Annotated in this window: 19 protein-coding genes; 15 read left to right on the forward strand and 4 right to left on the reverse strand. The window is 70.7% G+C overall.

The features are described from left to right. The first annotated feature begins 2 nt into the window (after positions 1 to 2). The 9 genes from ABH915_RS11200 (at position 3) to ABH915_RS11240 (ending at position 11,536) form a co-directional block, all read left to right on the forward strand. Positions 3 to 2,717: a family 78 glycoside hydrolase catalytic domain gene (locus ABH915_RS11200; RefSeq protein ID WP_370121153.1), complete on the forward strand. Its 2,715-nt coding sequence runs from the start codon at positions 3 to 5 to the stop codon at positions 2,715 to 2,717. After that, entirely contained in the window at positions 2,714 to 3,271 is a 558-nt protein-coding gene (locus tag ABH915_RS11205) for an alpha/beta hydrolase fold domain-containing protein (RefSeq protein WP_370121156.1), read from the forward strand. Before ABH915_RS11200 ends, ABH915_RS11205 begins: the two co-directional genes overlap by 4 nt. Then, entirely contained in the window at positions 3,201 to 3,731 is a 531-nt protein-coding gene (locus ABH915_RS11210; RefSeq protein ID WP_370121159.1) for a prolyl oligopeptidase family serine peptidase, read from the forward strand. The genes ABH915_RS11205 and ABH915_RS11210 overlap by 71 nt, the downstream gene beginning before the upstream one ends. Then, positions 3,728 to 5,596: a glycoside hydrolase family 3 N-terminal domain-containing protein gene (locus ABH915_RS11215; protein ID WP_370121162.1), complete on the forward strand. Its 1,869-nt coding sequence runs from the start codon at positions 3,728 to 3,730 to the stop codon at positions 5,594 to 5,596. The genes ABH915_RS11210 and ABH915_RS11215 overlap by 4 nt, the downstream gene beginning before the upstream one ends. Next, entirely contained in the window at positions 5,593 to 6,600 is a 1,008-nt protein-coding gene (locus ABH915_RS11220) for an alpha/beta hydrolase fold domain-containing protein (RefSeq protein ID WP_370121165.1), read from the forward strand. Before ABH915_RS11215 ends, ABH915_RS11220 begins: the two co-directional genes overlap by 4 nt. Before the next feature lie 82 nt (positions 6,601 to 6,682). Further along, the gene (locus tag ABH915_RS11225) at positions 6,683 to 7,594 is read left to right on the forward strand and encodes an alpha/beta hydrolase fold domain-containing protein (protein ID WP_370121168.1); all 912 of its coding nucleotides are present in this window, start codon (positions 6,683 to 6,685) and stop codon (positions 7,592 to 7,594) included. Positions 7,595 to 7,717: 123 nt separating this feature from the next. Continuing rightward, positions 7,718 to 8,563 (forward strand): fumarylacetoacetate hydrolase family protein, encoded by an 846-nt coding sequence (locus tag ABH915_RS11230; RefSeq protein WP_370121170.1) that lies wholly within the window; start codon positions 7,718 to 7,720, stop codon positions 8,561 to 8,563. Next, positions 8,563 to 10,311 (forward strand): FAD-dependent monooxygenase, encoded by a 1,749-nt coding sequence (locus ABH915_RS11235; RefSeq protein ID WP_370121173.1) that lies wholly within the window; start codon positions 8,563 to 8,565, stop codon positions 10,309 to 10,311. Before ABH915_RS11230 ends, ABH915_RS11235 begins: the two co-directional genes overlap by 1 nt. After that, positions 10,289 to 11,536, forward strand: coding sequence for a DUF3500 domain-containing protein (locus ABH915_RS11240; RefSeq protein WP_370121176.1), 1,248 nt, complete (start codon positions 10,289 to 10,291; stop codon positions 11,534 to 11,536). Before ABH915_RS11235 ends, ABH915_RS11240 begins: the two co-directional genes overlap by 23 nt. A gap of 112 nt (positions 11,537 to 11,648) precedes the next feature. On the opposite strand, the gene ABH915_RS11245 is transcribed toward ABH915_RS11240, so the two are convergent. Further along, the gene (locus tag ABH915_RS11245; protein ID WP_370121179.1) at positions 11,649 to 12,716 is read right to left on the reverse strand and encodes a quercetin 2,3-dioxygenase; all 1,068 of its coding nucleotides are present in this window, start codon (positions 12,714 to 12,716) and stop codon (positions 11,649 to 11,651) included. A 317-nt stretch (positions 12,717 to 13,033) separates the two neighbouring features. Here ABH915_RS11245 and ABH915_RS11250 point away from each other — a divergent pair, with 317 nt between their 5' ends. Together ABH915_RS11250 and ABH915_RS11255 are read left to right on the forward strand one after the other, a co-directional pair. Continuing rightward, positions 13,034 to 13,189, forward strand: a complete 156-nt coding sequence (locus ABH915_RS11250; protein WP_155855690.1) for a hypothetical protein — start codon at positions 13,034 to 13,036, stop codon at positions 13,187 to 13,189. Positions 13,190 to 13,446: 257 nt separating this feature from the next. Then, positions 13,447 to 13,779 carry a YegP family protein gene (locus tag ABH915_RS11255; RefSeq protein WP_370121182.1) on the forward strand — a complete coding sequence of 111 codons (333 nt, stop codon included), beginning with the start codon at positions 13,447 to 13,449 and terminating at the stop codon, positions 13,777 to 13,779. Between the two features lie 17 nt (positions 13,780 to 13,796). Here the strand turns inward: ABH915_RS11255 and ABH915_RS11260 are convergent, their stop codons facing one another. Then, positions 13,797 to 14,063, reverse strand: a complete 267-nt coding sequence (locus ABH915_RS11260) for a hypothetical protein (RefSeq protein WP_018772760.1) — start codon at positions 14,061 to 14,063, stop codon at positions 13,797 to 13,799. Positions 14,064 to 14,194: 131 nt separating this feature from the next. Beyond that, positions 14,195 to 14,701: a hypothetical protein gene (locus ABH915_RS11265; protein WP_370121186.1), complete on the reverse strand. Its 507-nt coding sequence runs from the start codon at positions 14,699 to 14,701 to the stop codon at positions 14,195 to 14,197. 663 nt (positions 14,702 to 15,364) lie between these two features. Between ABH915_RS11265 and ABH915_RS11270 the strand changes: the two genes are divergently transcribed. From ABH915_RS11270 to ABH915_RS11285, 4 genes are all read left to right on the forward strand, one after another. Further along, entirely contained in the window at positions 15,365 to 15,871 is a 507-nt protein-coding gene (locus ABH915_RS11270; protein ID WP_018772762.1) for a sigma-70 family RNA polymerase sigma factor, read from the forward strand. Further along, entirely contained in the window at positions 15,868 to 16,584 is a 717-nt protein-coding gene (locus ABH915_RS11275; RefSeq protein WP_370121189.1) for an anti-sigma factor, read from the forward strand. Before ABH915_RS11270 ends, ABH915_RS11275 begins: the two co-directional genes overlap by 4 nt. A gap of 125 nt (positions 16,585 to 16,709) precedes the next feature. Then, positions 16,710 to 19,379 (forward strand): ATP-dependent helicase HrpB, encoded by a 2,670-nt coding sequence (gene hrpB / locus ABH915_RS11280; RefSeq protein ID WP_370121192.1) that lies wholly within the window; start codon positions 16,710 to 16,712, stop codon positions 19,377 to 19,379. A gap of 166 nt (positions 19,380 to 19,545) precedes the next feature. After that, entirely contained in the window at positions 19,546 to 20,769 is a 1,224-nt protein-coding gene (locus tag ABH915_RS11285; protein ID WP_370121194.1) for a macrolide family glycosyltransferase, read from the forward strand. A 66-nt stretch (positions 20,770 to 20,835) separates the two neighbouring features. On the opposite strand, the gene ABH915_RS11290 is transcribed toward ABH915_RS11285, so the two are convergent. Then, complete coding sequence (locus ABH915_RS11290; RefSeq protein ID WP_370121197.1) at positions 20,836 to 21,525, reverse strand: alpha/beta family hydrolase; 690 nt, start codon at positions 21,523 to 21,525, stop codon at positions 20,836 to 20,838. Positions 21,526 to 21,556 lie beyond the last annotated feature (31 nt).

Genomic DNA, 21,556 nt, shown 5'->3' on the forward strand with positions numbered 1-21,556 from the left:
CCATGAACCACCCCACACGCCTGCGCGCCGAGCACCTGGGCGAGGCCTTCGGCATCACAACCACCCGTCCCCGGCTCAGCTGGACCCCGCCGGAGGGGACGGTGCGGCAAAACGCCTACCAGATCACCGCCAGCAACGGCTGGGACAGCGGCCGGGTGGAATCGGGAACCCACCGCCTGGTGCCCTACGGCGGCCCGGCGCTGGGCTCCCGGGACCGCTTTGAATGGACTGTGCGGACCTGGGACCTTGCCGCGGACGGCAGCGAGTCAGCCTCCGGTTGGGCGGAACCGATGCCGGTCGAACTGGGCCTGCTACACCCCGCCGACTGGACCGCGCAGTGGATCGGCCCCGGCGAGCCCGCCATCCCCGCGCCCGGCGAGCGCCCGGGCTACGCGCTGTCCACCACCTTCGAGCTGGACGCGGTCCCGGACTCAGCCCGGGCGTACGCCACCGCCCACGGGATCTACGAGCTCTTCATCAACGGCCACCGGGTAGGGGACCAGGAGCTCACCCCGGGCTCCACGAGCTACCACAGCACCCTGCAAGTCCAGACGTTCGACGTCGGAACGTTGCTGCACGCCGGCAGCAACACCGTCACGGGCGTCCTCACCGACGGCTGGTACCGCGGCACGTTCGGGTACACGCGCGACGCCGACATGTACGGGACCACGACGGCGCTGCTGGTGCAGATCGAGGTGGCGTCGACGGCGGGTCGGACGGTGGTCGGGACCGATGACACTTGGCTGGTGACGCCGACCGAAATTGTCAGGGCGGACCTCATGGCCGGGCAGCACGTCGACTTCCGTGCCGCAGGCGTTCGCCCCGGAAACCGTCGCGTACACGCTGTGCTCCGTGACGGCAGCTTTGAAACCCTGACGGGGCCGGTCGCACCGCCTACCCGCGCCGTGGAGGACATCGCCCCGGCCTCCATCACCCGGCTTACCAGCGGCCACCAGGTGGTGGACCTGGGCCAGAACATCAACGGCTGGGTGCGCCTGGCCCGGCTCGGCGCCCCAGGCCACGCCGTGACGCTGGTGTACGGCGAAGCCCTGGACGACACGGGCGAGGTCACGCAGGAGCACCTGCGGCCGCACGATTTCCGCAACCCGGGCCAGTTCCTGTCCGCCGGGCAGATCGACTCCGTGGTGTCCTCCGGCGCGCCGGGCGAAATTTTCGAGCCGCGCCACACGTCGCACGGCTTCCGGTACGTTTCGGTCCGGGGACTGGCGGAACCGCTGGAACCGGGGGACCTCGTGGGCCGCATGGTCCAGACCGACCTCGAACCCGTGGGCACGTTCAGCTGCAGCGATGACCGGCTCAACAAGCTGCACGAGATCGTCGAGTGGAGCTTCCGCGGCAATGCCTGCGAGGTCCCCACGGACTGCCCGCAGCGGGAGAAAGCTGGCTGGACCGGCGACTGGCAGGTGTTCGTGCCCACCGCCGCCTACCTCTTCGACGTTGCCGGCTTCTCCCGGAAGTGGCTCAACGACGTCCGGGCGGACCAGTGGGACAACGGGGTAATCGTCAACATTTCGCCGTCGCCGGGCCCGGACGCCACCGCGGCCGATCACATGGCCTTTGTCAACGGCTCGGCCGGCTGGGGAGACGCGATCGTCCTGGTGCCATGGGAGATCTACCGGGCCACGGGGGACACGGACATCCTGGAACAGAACTGGGAGGCCATGAACCGCTGGCTCGGGTTCATCCGCAGCACAGCCGCTGGCGGCCGGCACCCAGCCCGCGCCGCCGCCCGCCCCGCACCGGAACCGCACGAACAGTATCTGTGGGACACCGGCTTCCACTGGGGTGAATGGCTCGAACCCGACGGGCCGGAACCGGACCTGTTCGCGGCCAGGTCCGCCGACCACGGCATCGTGGCCACCGCCTATTACCGGCACTCCGCCGCCATCATGGCCGGGATCGCCGCCGTCCTGGGCAAAGATGCGGAGGCCGCCGCCCTGGCCGGGCTGTCCGCCAACGTCCGCGACGCCTGGGCCCGCGAATACGTCACTGACACCGGGCAACTGTCCGACCCCAGCCAGGCGAACTGTGTGCGGGCACTCGCCTTCGGCCTTGTCGCCGAGGAGCACCGGGCAGCGGTCGCGGCGCAGCTGGCCGGCCTCATCCGGGACGCCGGCACCCACCTGGGCACCGGATTCCTCGCCACCGCGGACCTGCTGCCCGTCCTTGCCGACAACGGCCACCTTGACCTGGCCTATGAACTGCTCATGCAGGACACCGAACCGTCCTGGCTGGTCATGGTGGACCGCGGAGCGACCACCATGTGGGAAGCCTGGAACGGCATCGGCCCGGACGGCAGGGCGCAGCAGTCCCTGAACCACTACAGCAAGGGCGCCGTGGTGTCCTTCCTGCACCGCTACGCCGCCGGACTCCGGCAGGCACCGGGGAGCGCGGCCTATGAACAACTCATCATCGAACCACGCCCCGGCGCCGGCCTCTCATCCGCCGGCACGTCCCACCGCGGACCCCAGGGCCTGATTGCGGCCAGCTGGCGGATAGACGACGGCGAGCTGACCCTGAACGCCGTCGTGCCGGCCGGCACCAGCGCCGAAGTCCGCCTGCCCGGCCGGGCGGGCGCCGTCGTCGGGCCCGGAACGCACACCTTCTCCGTCCCGCTTGGACCGGCGGGAACGGCTGGCCCGGCCGTTTCGGCGGGAACTGAATCCCTGTCCCACCTCATCAGGAGCGCACCATGACCCTTATCGAACCCGCAGTTGCTGACACGGCGGCAGACCTCAACACCGCCGCCGGGAAGGACGGACAAGCTGGTCCCGCGTTCCCCGCCTTCCCTGCCTTCGATGGCCCGGGCGTGGCCGTGCAGGTGTCCGAGGTCTCCGCGGTCCACCGCGAAGTCAGCTACGCCCGGACCGTCGGGTTCCGGCCGCTGACCATGGACATCTGGCTCCCGCGGACCGGACGGGGTCCGGTGCCCGGACCGGTTCCGCTGGTGCTGTGGGTCCACGGCGGCGCCTTCCAGCTGGGGGACCGCCGTGAGCTGCCGCCCACTTTCCCAGCGGACTCCGTCTTTTCCCGGCTCAACGCGGCGGGGATCGCCTGCGCCACCGTCGACTACCGGCTGGCCCTCGAAGCCCCTTTCCCGGCCCAGCTTCATGACCTGAAAGCGGCGGTCCGCTACCTCCGCGCGCACGCACAGGAGCTCGGGATCGACCCGGAACGCTTTGGCGCCTGGGGCGAATCGGCCGGCGGCCACCTCGCCCGCGCTGCTGGGCCTGACCGGCGACCGGGATGACCTCGAGGGCGGACTCGGGGCGCAGGGACACTCCAGTGCCGTCAGCGCCGTCGTGGACTTCTACGGCGTTGCCTCGCTGCCCCTCATGCCCCCGATGCAGCTCCCGGCCGGCCTCCTCACCGGCCCCATGGTTGCCGGCGTTCCGGCAGGCATGAGCATGGAACCCGGGCCCATGCTCATTGGCGGTTCCAGCGACCCGGACCTGCTGGCCGCCGCGAGTCCGCTCGGCCACGTCAGCGCCGGCGCGCCGCCGTTCCTGCTGATCCACGGCGACAGCGACGCCCTCGTGCCCCTGTCCCAGAGCGAACTCCTCGCGCAAGCCCTCAGCGCCGCCAGCGTCCGCAACGACGTCGTCGTCATCGAAGGCGCCGACCACTGCTTCTTCGGCGCAGAAGACCGGATAGACAGCATCCTGGACACCGCCATCACCTTCCTTTCCAACGAATTGAGCCAGCCATGACCCCCGCCACCGCCCGCTACCCCTACCAGGACGCCACCCTGCCGGTCGGGCAACGCGTGCAGGACCTGCGCTCCCGGCTCTCCCTCGAGGACAAGGCGGGCCTGATGTTCCACGGCGCGCTGCCCTTCGCGCTTGGCACCGGCCCTGCAGTGGAGCTGATCGGCAGGCGCCGCATGAACCACTTCAACATCATCGGCGCCGCGACCCAGGCCAGGGAACTCGCCGAATGGCACAACAGCATCCAACGCCTCGCCCTGGACACCGGCTGGGGCATCCCCGTCACGCTCTCCACCGACCCGCGCCACGCCTACACCGACAACCCCGGCACCGGAGCCCTGGCCGGCCCGTTCTCCCAGTGGCCCGAGGCGCTCGGCTTCGCCGCCGTCGGAGACCCCGACGCGGTGGCGGAGTTCGCCGACATCGCCCGGCAGGAGTACCTCGCCGTCGGCATCCGTGCCGCGCTGCACCCGCAGGTGGACGTGTTCACCGAACCGCGCTGGTCCCGCGGCGCGGCCACGTTTGGTGAAAGCGCCGAGCTCGCCGCGGAGCTGGTGGGCGCCTATGTCCGGGGCTTCCAGGGCGAAGCGTTCGGCCCGGCGTCCGTGTCCACCATGACCAAGCATTTCCCCGGCGGCGGCCCCCAGCTCGACGGGGAGGACCCGCACTTCAGCTACGGCCGCGAACAGGTCTATCCCGGCGGCAACTTCGACTACCACCTGCTGCCCTTCCGTTCCGCCGTCGCCGCCGGCACACGGCAGATCATGCCGTACTACGGCATGCCCGTCGGCACGGAATATGAGGAAGTGGGCTTCGCCTTCAACAAGCGCGTCCTCACCGAACTCCTGCGCGAAGAGCTGGGCTTCGGCGGGATCGTCTGCTCAGACTGGGGCATCCTCACCGACGGCGACATCTTCGGCAGGGTGTTCCCGGCCAGGGCGTGGGGCGTGGAACACCTGACCCCGCAGGAACGGCTGCTCAAGGCACTGGACGCCGGCGTGGACCAGATCGGCGGCGAAAGCTGCGTCGACCTCCTGACCGACGCCGTCCGGGCGGGCAAGCTCAGCGAAGGCCAGCTCGACGTCTCCGTCCGCAAACTGCTGGAGGAGAAGTTCCGCCTGGGGCTCTTCGAGAACCCCCTGGTGGACGCAGCCGCCTCCGACGCCTCGGTGGGGACCCCACAGTTCCGCGCGGCGGGCCGGGCCATGCAGCGCCGCTCCTACACGCTCCTGGCCAACAAGGACGTCGACGGCGGTCCCCTCCTGCCGCTCGCCGCCGGCGCCAGGGTCTACCTGGAAGGCATCACGGCCGCGGACCTGGGGCCGGGCTTCGTCTCAGTTCCGACGCCGGACGCCGCGGACCTCGCCATCCTCCGGCTGCGGACCCCGTTCGAAGTGCGCGGCGAAGGCTTCGAATCCTTCTTCCACTGCGGCAACCTGGCCTTCGCCCCCGAGGAGATCGAACGCGTCACCGCCATCTGCCGGGCCGTCCCCACGGTGATCGACATCAACCTGGAGCGGCCCGCCGTCCTGCCCGAACTCGCCGACCACGCCGCGGCCCTGCTGGCTAACTACGGATCCGATGCCGATGCGCTGGCGGACATCCTCACCGGCCGTGCCGTACCGGAGGGCCGGCTGCCGTTCGACCTCCCGCGTTCCATGGCCGCCGTCGAAGCCTCCCGGGAAGACATGCCGTTCGACACCGAGGACCCCGTCTTCCGCTTTGGCCACGGACTGTCCCTGCCGCAGGCCGGACGCGCCGGCACGGCCGGGGCCGCGGACGCTGCGGGCGATGCCGACACTTCCGACACGGTTGACTTGGGGGGTCCGCTGCCCTGGGTCCGGTCCGTGACCGGGTCCCGGCCATGAGCCTGGATCCGGACCTGGCCGGGGCCCTGCACCATCTGGCCGGAGCGGGCTCGTTCACTGAGCTCCTGGGCCAGCCCGGCGGCCTGGACCGGCTCGAGGCGTTCAGCGGCGGCGCCGTGCCCTACCAGGCTCCGTCGGTCCGTTTCCGGGAAGCCGGGGCCCGCGGCCCGAACGGGACCGTCCCGGTCAGGGTCTACGGCGGCGGCCCGGGCCGCGATGCTCCCGCGCTCGTGTGGATGCATGGCGGGGGCTTTGCCGGCGGCGGTCCGGAAATGCGTGAGGCGGACCAACTGGCCCGGGAAGTCGCAGCCCGCAGCGGCGGCGTGGTGGTGTCCGTGGACTACCGGCTGGCCCGCGACGGCGTGCACTTCCCCGTCCCGCACGAGGACGTCCTGGCCGCCTGGCTCTGGACCGTGGAGCACGCCGCGGAGCTGGGCGCGGACCCCGCCCGGGTGTGCCTGGGCGGCGCCAGCGCGGGCGGCAATCTCGCCGTCGGGGCCGCGCTCTTCCTCAAGGACGCCGGTCTGCCGCTGCCGGCCAAGCTGCTGCTCGCGTACCCGTTCCTGCACGCCGAGCTGCCAGAGCCCGGCGCCGGATCCGGCACCGGGCCAGGCCGCGGGTCCGGCGCCGCCCGGGTGCTGGACGCCGCCGGAGTGCTCGAGGGGCTTCCGCGGCTGCTGCGCTTCACTTCCGATGACTGCCGCGCCCTCGTGGAGAACTACATCGGCGGTCCCGTCGCCATGGCGTCCTCCTACGCCATGCCCGGCAACGCCGACCCCGCCGGGCTGCCGCCCGCGGCGATCATCGCGTGCGAATATGACGACCTGCGGCCCTCGGCAGAGGCGTTCGCGGGAGGACTCCGGCGTGCCGGAACCGACGTTGACTTCCGCCTCGAAGCCGGTGCTGTCCACGGCTACCTCAACCATTCCGCGGGGCTTAGGATCGTGCAGGAAGGCCTCGCCTTCCTGGCCCGGGCCCTGGTGGAGGCAAAGCCGTTCCAATGATTGAAATGCCCGGTGCCGGCACTGCCCGGTATCCGACACCCTTGATTCAGACGCCGGAACACCTCGAGCCGGCCAGCAGCAGATGGAGCCGACGATGACAGAAGAACAGATCCTGGAAGGGATCGAGTTCGCCTGCCCCGGGGGCGCAGAACCCTTGCTGCTGGACCTCTACCTCCCCGCCGCTGAACAGCACCCCGCCGAAGGGCGGGCTGCGAAGCTGTTCCCCGCGATCGTGCACTTCCACGGCGGCGGCTGGCGGACGGGGGAGCGGTCCTCCCTCGGCCCGGTGCTGGACGGTTTCGGGTTCAGCCCGTTCCGGAGGCTCACGGACGCGGGATTCGTGGTGGTCTCCGCGGACTACCGGCTCAGCACGGCCGCCCGGTTCCCGGCTCAGCTGGAGGACGCGAAGGCCGCCGTGCACTGGCTCCGGAACCACGCCCAGGAGTACGGCGTGGATCCTGACCGGATCTACGCCTGGGGCGACTCCGCGGGCGGACATCTCGCCAGCCTCGTGGGGCTCACCTCCGGCAACGCTGCCGCCACAACCGCTGCCGCCACAACCGCTGCCGCCACGGCCGGCACAGTCGCTGCCGTGGCCGCCTGGTACGCGCCCGCGGACCTGGCCCGGATGGCCGAACAAAGCCTGCCCAACGCCGTCGCCCGTGCCGATGACCCCGGGTCCCGCGAAGAACTGCTCATCGGAGCGGTGCTGGCCGAGGCCCCCGGCAAGGCCGCTGCCGCCAGCCCCGTGGGCCATGTGACGCCGGCGGCGCCGCCGTTCCTCCTGGTCCACGGGACCGCCGACCGCTTCGTCCCGCCGGCCCAGTCGACGTCCCTCGCGGCGGCGCTGCAAGCCGCCGGAACCGACGTCGAACTGCTCCTGATCGAGGACGCGGACCACATGTGGGTGCTGCCCGATCACAGCCAGGCGGCCGCGGAGAAGGCCATGGACGCCACCGTCGACTTCTTCCTCCGGCAGGCCCACGTCCCCTGAGGGAACTGTCCCCGCCGCCACGATGTGCAGGCTCCGGCCTGACCCGGGCAGCTTTGCTGTGCCAATTTTTCACGATCACCATTACCCCGCGCCCGTCCGGGCGGAACCTGAAAGGCCCTCCACATGCAGTACATCGGCATCACCCACGACGGCGCGGCCTGGGTTGCGGCCCTGGCCGACACCCGGGTCCACCCGTTGGCTCCGGTCCAGGATTTCTGGGCGGATGCCGTCGGCTGGCAGGAAAAGTCCCTGTCCCTGACGGCCGGCGGCGCGTCGCTGAACCGGGCGGACGTCACGGAAGTGCCGCTGGTCCCGCCCACTGCCCGCGTGATCTGCGTGGGCTTGAACTACCGGGCCCACGCGGCCGAGGGTGCCTTCTCCGTGCCCGAGTACCCCACGCTGTTCGGCCGGTGGACCGCCTCCCTGTCAGTCGGCAACGTCCCCGCGCCGGTGCCCGCCGGCGAGGCCGGGCTGGACTGGGAAGGCGAAGTCGCCGCCTACGTGGGCCAGCGGGTCGAATCCGCCGACGAAGCCACCGCCGCGGAAGCCGTATTCGGCTACTCCACGTTCAACGACCTCACCGCGCGGCGGGCCCAAAAACTCACCGCGCAGTGGACCCTGGGCAAGAACGGCGACTTCAGCGGCCCCCTCGGCCCGCTGGTCAGCCGCGACGAGGCCGGGGACCTTCGCGAGGGACTGCAGGTCCGGACGAGGGTCAACGGGACCGAGGTCCAGAACGGCAACACCCGGGACATGATCTTCTCCGTCCCGGCCATCATCGCCCTGATCAGCCAGACGATGACCCTGCATCCCGGTGACGTCATCGCCACGGGAACCCCGGAAGGGGTCGGCTACGTACGGACCCCGCCGTGGCTCCTGCAACCCGGCGACACGGTCGAAGTGGAGATCGACACCCTGGGAACGCTCACCACGCCCGTGGGCGGACCGTCGCTGCGGGCCCGGGCCTGATGACGGCCGTCGACAACGCGGCCCTCGGCGACCTGCCGGAGCGGGTGCCGGTACTGATCGCCGGCGGAGGACCCAGCGGGCTGTTCCTGGCCCTGGACCTGGCGCACCGCGGCGTCCGCAGCCTCGTCATCGAGCCGAGGACCACCATCGACCCGGACCGGCCGCGCGCGAAGACCACGAACGCCCGGACCATGACGCACCTGCGCCGCCTCGGGCTGGCCGGGAAACTCCGCGACGCCGCCCCGCTGCCGGTCGCCTACGCCCAGGACGTCATCTTCTGCTCCGCCCTCACCGGCCACGAAGTCACCCGGTTCCACCAGGCCTTCCAGCTCGTCCCGGGACGGTATGGCCCCCAGCCGGAATGCGGGCAGCAGGTCCCGCAGCCCGTCATGGAGGCCGTGCTCCGGGAGGCCGCCGCCGAATCCCCGCTCATTACGCTGCTGACCGGCCTGAGCGTGGAAGACCTGGACATCAACCAGGGCGGCGGCACGCCGGGTCTCGGCCGGCCGCGGTTTGGCTCGCGCGTGGCGGTGTCCGACGCAACCGGGCGGCGCAAGGCCGTGGACTGCAGCTTCGTCGCCGCGGCCGACGGCGGTTCCTCCACCGTGCGCCGCCGGTTGAACATCCGCCTCGCCGGCGGCTCCGCCGAGCTCTCCAACATCAGTGTCCTGTTCCGTTCCGACACCCTCGCCGCCGCGATCACTCTGGACCCGGCCGTCCAGTACTGGGTCCTGGGACCCGAGGTTTCGGGCATGGTGGGGCGGCTGGATCTCGGCAGCACCTGGTGGGCCATCATCCAGGGCGTGGACGGCAACGGAACACCCGACGCCGGACACCTGGTCCGCTCGCTCGTCGGGGCCGACGTCGACGTCGAGGTCATCGCCACCGACCCCTGGACGGCCCGCATGCTGCTCGCCCCGGGGTACGGGCACGACGGCGTGTTCCTGGTCGGGGACGCCGCGCACCTGAATCCGCCCTGGGGCGGACACGGCTTCAACACGTGCATCGGCGACGCCGCCAACCTGGCCTGGAAGATCGCGGCCGCCCTGGAGGGCTGGGCCGGCCCGGCCCTGGCCGCCAGCTACGAGCTGGAGCGCCGGCCCGTCGCGGCCCGGACCATCCGCGACGCCGCCGCCAACGGGAAGTCGCTGGCCTACCACTTCGCGGACCCGGCCCTAGGCCGGGCGGATGCGGACGGCGAGGCAGCCCGGCAGGCCGCCAGGGAGGCGCTGGCCGTCAAACAAAGCGAGTTCGACTCGCTGGGGCTGGTGCTGGGCTACGCGTACGGCTCCTCGCCGCTGGTGGTCCCGGACGGCCAGCCCGTCCCCGCCGAGGACCCCGTCAGCTACGTCCCCTCCGCCAGTCCGGGATCAATGCTGCCACACGCCTGGCTCGACGCGACGACGTCGCTCTATGACCTGCTGGGCACCGGCTTCACCCTCCTGGTGGACCGTGACAGCCTGGGCGGCGCCGCCGCCGGTCAGGCCTACGCGGCGGCCCTGGCCGCCGCGGCGGTACACGGGATCCCGCTGGCCGTCGTCGACGTTGGACCCGACCAGCACAAAACGCCGATGACCACGCACTGGCAGGCCACCGCGGTGCTGGTCCGCCCGGACCAGCACGTCGCGTGGCGGGGGACCGATCCGGCGGCGGCCGCCGCGGCCATTGGCGTCGCCGCCGGCTGGCCGCTGGCAACCCCATCCGAAGACCCCGACAGGAGATCACGTGTCCGTGCCGTCCTTCCGTGACTATCTCTACCCGCCCGACCACCCTCGGGTGGCGCTGATCCGTGGCCTGGATGCCCGGGGCTACGCCGAGGCGGCGAAGACCGACCCCTTCGCCGGTCCGATGATCCAAGGCTGGGCCGCCCAGTACCCCGAGTCTTTCACCGGTGTGACCAGCGACGGGGTCCGCCGGACCGGGCTGTACCCCCTCGAGCCGGCACCGGCAGGGGAGGAGGCGCCCGCGGCCGCGATGACAGCCGCCGCCCGGGACCTGCTGGCGGGACTCACGCCGGCGCAGGCCGGGCAGCTCCGCTACGGGGTGGACGCCCACGAATGGCAGAGCTGGGCCAACCCGGAATTCCTGCAGCATGACACGGGCCTGCGCCTGGACGAACTGGACCCGGACGTGCGCGAACGGATCCTGGCCGTCCTGGCGGCGAGCCTGAGCCCGGCCGGCTACGAGCTGGTCCGGAACCTGATGCGGATCAATGGATTCCTGGGCGACCTGGTGGAACTGCCGCAGCTCATGAACGAGTTCAGCTACAACTTCGCCCTCTACGGTGAGCCCTCGGAGACTGCCCCGTGGGGCTGGCAGCTCTTCGGCCACCACGTGGCGCTCAACGTCCTGGTGGCCGGGACCCAGCTGGTGATTTCCCCGGTGTTCCTCGGCGCCGAACCGGACGTCATCGACGCCGGCCCGCACCGGGGCGTGGCCGTTTTCAAGGAGCGGATCGCCCTGGCGCGGCGTCTCATGCAGTCCCTGCCCAGGCCGCTGCGGGACGAGGCCACGCTTTTCGCGGACATGCAGGATCCCGCCATGCCCGAGGGCCGGCTGCACCCCGGGGACGAACGGCACCTGGCCGGCTGCTTCCAGGACAACCGCGTGATTCCCTACGAGGGCATCCCGGTCAGCGCGATGCCCGCCGCGCCACGCGCGATCCTCGACGAGCTCGTGGCAGACTTCATCGCGTACCTCCCCGACGGACCGCGGACCGCGCGCCGGCGGGAGATCGCGGCCCACTGGGACGAAACCTGGTTCTGCTGGATCGGCGGATGGGAGGCGCAGGACGCTTTCTACTTCCGCCTGCAAAGCCCCGTGCTGGTCATGGAACTGGACCACCACACCGGGGTCTTCCTCAGCAATGACACCCCGGCCCCGTTCCACATGCACACGGTGCTGCGCACACCGAACGGCAACGACTACGGGCGCGAGCTGGTCCGCCAGGCTGTGCACCGACACGCCCCATGAACCGCCAGTAAACCGTGCACCGACGCCAACGGCCCGGAACCCCCGCAGGGGTTCCGGGCCATTCCCGTGGGACGTGCAACCGGACCAGAGAGCCGGCAGATGCCCAGGCCGCCTAGATGTCCAGCGCAGCCCTGCGCTGCGGCGGGGGACCCACCACGGTCAGGTCCATCTCGGCCTGGGCCCGGCCGAAGCCCTCCATGTCCATATAGGGCTCACCGCCCTCGGTGTACATGTAGTCCTCCGTGGGCTTGTTGAAGTACTCGAAGAAGCCGTTGAACACCGACGGCGTCAGGAACCCGACCATCTGGGTGTTGTGGGCATCGAAGGCGAAGGAGTGGATGGTCCCGGCGGGGGCGTGGAGGAAGTCGCCCTTGGTGAGCAGCACTTCGCGACCGTTGGCGTAGATCCACATCCGGCCCTCGGTGCAGAGGAAGTTTTCCGTGTGCTGTTCGTGGAAATGCAGCGGAATGTAGGGGGACTTGGCGCCCTTGGTGTGGACGGCGAAGTAGTTCGATCCCGTGTTCGCCGGCCGGGACAAGTAGGTGAACATGGTCTGGTAGCTGACCATCCGTTCGCCCTCGCCGGCACTGAGGAAGTACTGGCTCTGGGCGGCCGGCAGCCCGGCGTCCTGCCGGAGAGACGGTGCCACCCGTTCGACGTCGGGGAACGTCATGCCGAATTCGGCGCCCACCGCCGCGCACTCCTGCCGGCCGAGCTTCCGGCCCGGGCTGACAGGCGGGACGTGCGAATCGATGGGAGTGCCAACGCGTGCGTAGTAGGCCTCGGCGCCGCCGGGGGTCATCCAGTTCAGGAACCGGGTGTAGTGGCTTGCCATCCGGTATGCGTGCGGGGTTCCCGGCGGGATCACCACGGAATCCCCGGGAGTCAGGATGCGGCTCTCGCCCGGCAGCCAGACGTGCAGGATGCCGTCGAAGACGTACAGGGTTTTGTGCTCCACCGCGTGGCTCACGAACGGCGATTCGGCCCCCATGCCGCCGGAGATGTAGGCGGCGCTGAAAATCCCGCCGGTGTCCGCCGCCCGGGCGATCACCGTGACGAGCTGGCCGTTGATCTCATAGCGGGCGCCTTCGCCCGACGCCATGTAGTACGGGACGGCGTCGCCCGGCAGCACATTCGCCACCGGGAGCTGTTTGTTCATTTCCTCAACGCTGAGGGACATCGCATCCTTCTTTCCTGTCTGTGGAGCGCGGGCTGTCCCCAAGACTGCCCCTGATTCTCCGCCGCGGCGACGTCCAATTCCATTGGATGAAACACTTCTGCCCTTTGCTCCGGGCTGTCGGGCGCCAAGAGCCGTTGACGGCGGCCTGCGGGCGCTAACGGGTACGCGCCTGCGGCTTTCGCCGATACGGTCCAAAGTCCCTGTTTTGGCGTCAGTCCTCCCGGCTAGTCTTGCGTGAGGCGCATGGCGGTCCGTGATGCGAGCCGGTGCGCCTCCAGCCAACAACAATGGGGGGTACGTTGTCCAACGATTCAGTCATGACCTGGTTGCCCGGCGATGCAAGCCGCGCAGCGGCGGCCGAGCCTTCCGAGCGGAGCGACGCCGTCGCCCCCTCCTGGGACCGGGCCATCCCGCCGGGGTCTCCGGGCGCCAGCCGCGGTGACTACTGCCGCGACCATTGGCCGCCCCTGTAGGGCACCGCGGAGCCGGCAATACTCCTGCCCGTGGCGGACCCGACGGCGGCTGCGCACGGCTGTTGGCTTCTATTTACCTAGGATTTACGTGACCTGCCTTGTGGGCGTTTCACGGCCGCAGCGAAACTGATAACACGGGCTGACATGATCTGTTCAGCCGCGAGGACAAACCAAACCAGCGGGCAGCAGCGACGCTTTCCCCTTCATTCTGTGGCAATGATGCGCGGAAGGGGAGCCCGCGAATCGGGAGGATCGTCATGGCCGGCACATTTGAACTCTTCGTAGATGCCGATGCCTGCTTCAGGTTTCGGCTCAGGTCACCGGATGGGGCCGTACTGGCCGTCTCAAAGGGCTTCGCGGACAAGCCTGCAGCGGTTGCAGGCATCTCCGCGGTGCGCGAGTACGCCGGCATGGGGCTGATCAGTGATCTGTGCCCGGAGCCTCCGGCAACTCCGGCGGTACCGCGGCCGCGGACCACCCCGGCTGCCGTGCCTGGCGTCGACCGGCGGGTGCACGACAACGATCTCCGGATCCGCGCCCGGGCCCTCCGTCGCCCGGCGCACGGGCCGGGCGCCGTCGGCGTCGGCTGATACGGCAGGGGCCGCCGTTACGGGTCCATTCCGGCGTGCACCGGAACGAACTCGATCTTGTTCGCGGGCTGGACCGTCTTCTTGGGGGCGCGCGAGAACCCCTTGGCGTCCAGGTGGTTCTGGGCCCGGTACTCCGCCAGGGCCTCGTCATAGATGCCATTGAGCCGGTGCCCGGAATAGACGTGTTCTGAGCCGTCCGTGAACGTGATGCTGATGAGCGACTTTTCCGGGAAATGCCGGTTCATGCGGATGAAACCCTCGGCGTCTTGCTTGAGATTAATCATGTGGTTCCCACTTTCGTGATCGAGTTGATCCAGTCTCCCGCCTTCGCCGTGCCTAAACCAACCGGTCAAGACCAGCCGGCCCCATCCAACGGGTCCGGGCCACTGTGTTCGATGGGGATGGGGGCTTGCCGCTATTCAGAGGCGTACGCGTCCACCGCTTGCTGCAGCACGGTGCTGTAGCGGTCCCAGGAATCGGCCGGCGCGGCTGCAACCAGGACACTGCCCCCTCGGGTACCTGCAACGAGGCAGGCTATTTCACGGTATTTGTGGGCACCGATGCGTGTCACATACGTGTCTTCCAGGCAGGAACCGGTGCCTCCCCGGAACTCCATGCCGGTGCGGTACTGCAGCCGGCTCGCGGATGCGGCGTTCTCGCCTGTGAGATGGGCCAGCCGGAAATCGGACCAATTGGCCAGCGACTCCTCGCCCTGTTGCGGCGTGGCATTGAGATAGATTCGCAGATCCCCGTCCGGGGCGGTGACGGTTGCGGATACGCTGCCGGGGTCGCCCGGGACGGGAGCGGCATCAGGGGGGATGGCCAGCACTGCTGTAGCGTCCGGAATTTCCAGGGCCTGCCATCCTGCGGGGGCCGGGCCGGCACGGAACCAGGCGAACGCGGTGGGGCCGGCCGCAGGCACTGCCGTCTGGTTCCCTGCCGGACCGCCGCAGGCGCTGAGGACCATTGCCGCTAACGCCGCCGGCACTCCGAACAGCAGCCCCCTGCCGGGGCCCGGTCCAAGCGCGCCGCGGCAGCTACTTGTTGCCGTCACCGTCGTCCGGTCCTCCGTTGTTGTCGGCATCATGATCGTTTCCGGCAGGAACCCGGGCGGGCGGCGCGACCATGGGCCGCGGCGCCGGTGGAACGACGCGCCGCGGGGCGGGCACCGGCGGCCGCATCACGGGCGCCGGAGCGCGCGGCGCAACGGTCCGTGCCGGAGCCGGCACAGCGGGCGGCGCAACGGTCGGCGGCGGAGCCGGGTTGCTTGCGGGGTCCTTGGGCGTTGGCGAGGGGCTCCCCGTCGCAGGAACGGATGGGACTGTGTAGGGTGCCGGTGCCGGCAGTGCTGGGTGCCCGGCGGAGCAGGCCCCCAGCAGCAGGATGGTGCCTAACGCCGCGGCGGCAGTCGCCGGGCGAAGAATCTTCATTGTGCTCTCCTCAGTGATGGCCGGCCAGGGCAGCCGGGCTGTCCCTACAACGGTTCCGGCTGCCTGCAGGTTCAACGCGGCCCGGCAATTGCCGGCAGCCGGACGCTAGTGAACTGTTCGCCGGCCGGCGTCGTCCTACCTCCAAGGAGGCTGAAATGTCCGATCAGGAGGCCGAGTTGCTGCGATCGCTGCAGGAGGCTTACGGCCCGGCGCTATGGCGGTTCGTCATGAAAATGACCCGCGACAGCACCCTGGCGGATGACGTCGTACAGGAGACGCTGATCCGCGCATGGAAACACCCGGCGATTCTGCAGCGCCCGGAGACGGCGGTGCGGGCGTGGCTATACACAGTTGCCCGCAACCTCGTCATCGATGACCGTCGCAGCGCCCGCCGCCGGCACGAAACGGCGACCGACCAGTTGCCTGAGATTCCGGAGGCGGACCGGGTCGACAGGATCCTGGACGGGTGGCTTGTCTCGGATGCGCTCGCCGGGCTGTCCGCCGAGCACAGGGCCGTCGTCGTTCATTCGTACTATCTGCGAGAGACAACGGCCGAGATCGCGCAAAATCTTCAGCTGGCCGAGGGCACAGTGAAGTCGCGCCTGCACTACGCGCTGAGGGCGATGCGACTGGCCCTGCAGGAGGGAGGCGTGACGCCATGAACCAGAACGGAATCGATGAGTACCGCCGCTGGGATGCCGCGTACGTGCTCGGATCCCTCGTCTCCTCCGAGCGGCACGAGTTCGAGGAGCACCTGTCCGGCTGCGCGGGCTGCAGGGCCGCCGTCGCCGAACTTGCCGGACTGCCGTCACTGCTGGCCGCACTCTCACCCGAGGAAGCCCAGTCCCTCGGGAGGACTGACGGCGAACGGCCGACGCCGAAGTTGCAGCCCGGGTTGGCGAACAAGGTCCAGCGCGGGCGCCGGCGCACCCGCCTGGCTGCCGCCGGGATCATGCTGGGCGCCGCTGCCGCCGCTGGCGCGGTATACGTTCAGGTCGCGGTCTCGCCGCCACCTCCCGCCCAGATCCAGGCCGCATCAGGGACGGCCCTGAACTTCACCCCGGTAGCCGGCGGCGCCCTGGTGGCCACCGGATCCCTGACCACGCAGCCGTGGGGAACGCAGATCGACTGGAAGTGCACCTACACGCCGTCCCCGGCCGAGTACGCTCCACCCGGCGGTCTCCGGACGCCGGAGGAGTACCGTTTGGTGGTTGTCGACTCCCGCGGTGCCACGACCCAGGTGGCCACCTGGACGGCAACGCCGGGGACAGTGGCGACGCCGACGGCCACCACGGTTGTCCCGACGGCCGAAATCCGCAGCGTTGAAATCCGTGCCGTCGCGAGCGGCAAGACGCTGCTGGCTGCGCACCCGTAGCGCCGGCGCACATGCGGGCCAACGCCGGCCGGACCCGTGCGCGCGCAGGCAAGGGCGCCGGCGGGCGGATCAGCGGCGCCGCCCCGAATGGATGGCCAGGACGCTATTGCAGGGACAATGGAGGCGTGACTTCCGCGACCGTACCCCTGGACCCAGCCTGTTCCAAGGGCCTCTTCGACCTCGGCGTCATCGGGGCGGGCCTGACTTTTGCGGAATCGCTGGGGGCCCTCGCGGCGGCATTGCGGGCCGGGGGTGCCGGGGCGTCCGCGGTGGTGCAGGCGCCTCCGGGCACGGGCAAGACGACGCTGGTGCCGCCGCTGCTGGCCAACCTTGCTGCGGGCGGGCGGGGCGGCCGTCCGCGGATCGTGGTCACCCAGCCGCGCCGCGTCGCTGCCCGTGCGGCCGCCCGGCGCCTGGCCGCCCTGGACGGCACGCGGCTCGGCGACCGTGTGGGCTACACCGTCCGCGGGGAACGCCAGACGGGCCCGGGAACCGTGATCGAGTTCGTCACGCCCGGCATCCTGCTGCGCCGCCTCCTCGCGGATCCGGGGCTCGAGGGCACGGACGCCGTGATCCTCGACGAGGTCCACGAACGCGGTCTGGAGACCGACCTCCTTGTCGGCATGCTCGCAGAAGTCCGCCAGTTGCGCGGCGACCTCGCCCTCGTCGCCATGTCGGCCACGCTCGACGCGCCCCGTTTCGCCGCCCTGATCGGTGAGTCGGCGGCCGGAAACGACGACGGCGGCGGCCCGGCACCGGTCATCGACTGTCCGTCCGCGCTGTTCCCGCTGGACGTCGAATGGGTCCCCGCGTCGGTGCCTCGCCTGGACGAAAGGGGCGTGGCCCGGGCCTTCCTGGACCATGTGGCCGACACGGCAGCGGCCGGGCACGCCGCCGCGCTGGCCGGCGGGCGGGACCTGGACGCCCTGGTGTTCGTTCCCGGTGCGTGGGAGGTCTCCTACATCGCCGCGCGGCTTCGCAGCCGGAGCAGCGCCGAGGTTCTGGAACTCCACGGCCGGGCCGGGCCCGCGGAGCAGGACCGCGCCGTCTCCGGGCGTGAGCCCGGCGGGGCTGCCCGGATCATCGTTTCCACCTCACTCGCCGAATCCTCCCTCACCGTCCCGGGCGTCCGGCTGGTCATCGATTCCGGGCTGTCCCGCGAGCCGCGGCGAGATGCCGGCCGCGGAATGTCTGGCCTCGTGACGGTGTCCTGCTCCCGGGCGTCGGCGGACCAGCGCGCCGGCCGTGCCGCACGCCAGGGCCCTGGCACGGTGATCCGCTGCTACGACCAGAGGGCCTTTGGCGCCGCGCCAGCGCACCCGACGCCGGAGATCGCGGCGGCTGACCTCACCGGTGCGGCCCTGATCCTGGCGTGCTGGGGATCCCCCGGCGGCAGGGGATTGGAACTGCCCGACGCGCCGCCCCGGGCTGCGATGGACGAGGCCGTCGAAGTGTTGCGGGAACTCGGCGCCGTCGCCCCGGACGGTCACGCAACGGAAGTGGGCAAGGTCCTGGCCCGGGTCCCGACGGACCCCCGGCTGGCCCGGGCACTGCTGGACGGCGCCGCGACAGTGGGCCACCGCACGGCGGCCGAGGCTGTCGCCCTGGTCTCAGGGGACCAGCGCGCCCCGGGCGCAGACCTCACCCGCCTGGTTGCCGCGCTGCGGACCGGCCGGGATCCCGGATCCCGGCGCTGGGCGGAGGACGTCCGGCGGATGGAGTCGATCGCCCGGCAGGAATCCACCGGCGTCGGGCCCGGGGAATCATCCCGCGCCGCGCCCGCCGGGACTGTTGGTGCCGCGGAGGCGATCGGCTTCGTCGTCGCCCTGGCTTTCCCGGACCGGGTGGGGCGCCGCGTTCCGGGCGAGGGGCCCGCACAATACCTGCTCACGTCCGGAACGCGGGCGGGGTTGCCGGCCGGCAGCCCCCTGTCCGGGTACGAATGGCTGGGCGTGGCCGAAGTGTCCCGCGCGCAAGGGCGCGACGCCGCGGGGACCGGCGCCGTCATCCGCTCTGCGGCGCCCCTGACAGGGGACACCGCAGAGGCCGCCGCCGGCAATCTCCTGAGCGACACGCTGCAGGCGAGGTTTAGCCAGGGCCGCGTCTCGGCCCGGCGGGAGCGCCGCTTGGGCGCGATCGTGCTCTCGTCCACCCCGGTACGGCCTCCTGCGGAAGAGGGCCGCGCAGCTGTGGCCCGCGCCCTGGCCAGCGAGGGGCTGGCGACCATCGGATGGTCGAGCGCGGCGGACGGCCTGCGCCGCCGTCTTGCCCTGCTGCACCGGGAGCTGGGCGGAGCATGGCCCGACGTTTCCGAACCGGCGCTGCTGGCCCGGCTGGAGGACTGGCTGGCCCCGGAACTCGCGGCGCTGGCCGGCGGGGCATCCACGGGCGGGATCGACCTCGCCGGCCCGCTGAGCCGGCTGCTGCCGTGGCCCGAGGCGGCCCGGCTGGGCGAACTGGCACCCGAGTCGCTGGCGGTCCCCAGCGGATCCCGGATCCGGATCGACTACCCGGACGCGGCAGACGCCACCGGCCGGCCGGTAGTGGCCGTCAAGCTGCAGGAGTGCTTTGGCTGGGCCGAGACGCCGCGGCTGGCAGATGGGCGCGTGCCGGTGCTGTTCCATCTGCTCTCGCCGGCCCGCCGGCCCCTGGCCGTGACAGACGATCTCGCATCGTTCTGGTCCGGCCCCTACGCGCAGGTCCGGGCCGAAATGCGCGGCCGTTATCCCCGGCATCCGTGGCCTGAAGACCCGTGGACCGCGCCCGCAACAGCCCGGACCAAGCCGCGGAACTGACCCCGGGACCCGGTGCCGGGTGACCACTCGCGCCGCCCGGGCAACAGGGGCATGATGAAGGAGCACGACGCCGGCGGGCCTCCTGGCCCGCGGGACGCCGGGCAAACAGGCCGGTCAACCAGGCCGGTTAAACAGGAACTCAGCCACGCGATGAAGAGTGATGGCCATGCACCTTGCGTTCGTCTCCATTCCCGCCCACGGACACGTGAACCCGACCCTGCCACTGGTGGCGGAGCTCGTGGGCCGGGGGCACAGGGTCACATACTTCACGTCCGCCGACTTCGGACCGATGATCCGCAACGCCGGCGCGGACTTTCACGCTTCCGGCGGGAACTGGATGGCGTCGATGCCCGCCCTCGGGCCCGGGCACGGGGCACAGGCACACCTGATGTTGCCGATCATGAACCGCGTATTCGAGGACCTCAGAGCCAGCTTTCCGGCGCTGGTCGATCAACTCCGCCGCGACCCGCCGGACGCCGTCTGCTTTGACGCGATGACGCTCAGCGGCAGCATGGCCGCGGAAAAGATCGGCGCCCCGGCCATTGCCCTGATGCCCACCTATGCCACCAACGAGCACTTCTCGCTGAGATCGCTGATGCCTGCCCCACCACCGGACGGCGCCGATGAGATGGCCAAGGTTGCGCTGGCCATGGGCCGATTGCTGGCGGAGTTCGCTGCCGGTCAGGGCGTGCGGACACCGCGGATGTTCGACGGTCCGCCTGCGCCGTTCAACATCGTGTTCCTTCCCCGCGAATTCCAGCCCATGGGGGCGACCTTCGATGACCGGTTCCGGTTTGTGGGTCCCAGCGTCGGCCGCCGGGACGGCGACGGCGAATGGGAACGTGAGGGGACGGGACCGCTGCTGTTCATTTCGCTGGGAACCACACCGCTGAACCGCCGGCCGGACTTCTTCCGGATGTGTCTTGACGCCTTCGGCGGAAGCGAGTGGGACGTCGCGATGGCCGTCGGGGACCAGACCAGCCCGGCCGATCTTGGCACGATTGCGCCGAACGTCCGGGTCCGGCCGTTCTTCCCGCAGTTGCAGGTACTGCGCCAGACCGACGTCTTCATCACCCATGCGGGCATGAATTCGACCATGGAAGCGCTGTATTTCGCCGTCCCGCTGGTGGCCGTGCCGCAGCAGCCGGAGCAGGCGGCCACCGCCCGCCGGCTGGAAGAACTGGGTCTTGGCCGGCACCTTGCGGCAGAGGACGTCGGGCCCGACGCGCTCCGGGCCGCGGTCGCCGCCGTCCACACCGACCCGCAGGTCCGGCGCAACCTGGCCGCGATGAGCGAGGTTGTCCGCAACGCGGGAGGTGCCGTGGCTGCCGCCGACGCCATCGAGGCGCGTGTGCACCACGGGGCGGGCCGGTTCGGCGACGTCGGTTAGGCCAGCTCGTTTAGGGGAGCTCGTTTAGGGGAGCTCGTTTAGGGGAGCTCGTTTAGGGGAGCTCGTTTAGGGGAGTGCGGCCGCGGGATTTTCGCCGTGTGCCTTCAGGAAGTCGGCGACCGTCGCAGCGAGCGATGCCCCCGCCTCGTCGGCACTGCGCTTCGCGCCGGCAACGGCAAAGGAGTGGTCGCCGCCCTCGCGCCACTCCACGGTCGCGGACGGCCCGATTTTGGCCGCCACGGCCTCCAGCAGTTCCGGGGTGGCGAACGTGTCGCGCGTGCCCTGCAGGAAGAGCATCGGCAGAGTCAGCCCGTAGAGGTGCTCGTCGCGGAGTGTTTCCGGTTTCCCGGGCGGGTGCAGCGGGTAGCCCAGATAGACCAACCCCGCGGCTGGCATGCCTTCCGCGACGGCCATCGAGGCCATGCGTCCGCCGAACGACTTCCCGGCGGCCCACAACGGCCGGCCGGCGGAACGGGATGCTGCGGCGTCCATGGCCGCCCGCCAGGTGGCGATGGCAGCCGGCGGCCGGTCCGGGAATTTTCGTCCTGCCTCACGGTAAGGGAAGTTGAAACGCAGGGTGGCGACGCCGAGTTCATTCAGGGCGCGGGTGAAGCCCACAAGGAACGGATGGTCCATTCCCGCCCCGGCGCCGTGGGCAACAACCAGGGTTGCGAAGGAGTCCTCGGGGCCGGCAAAGACGCCCGACACTGTGGCGTCGCCGACCTCAAGGGTGATTGGGAACTCGGGCGTTGTCATGCGTCCATCATGCCGGGCGGACGGCCGTTCC

The organism is Arthrobacter sp. MW3 TE3886 (assembly GCF_041262145.1).
Taxonomy (GTDB): Bacteria; Actinomycetota; Actinomycetes; order Actinomycetales; family Micrococcaceae; genus Arthrobacter.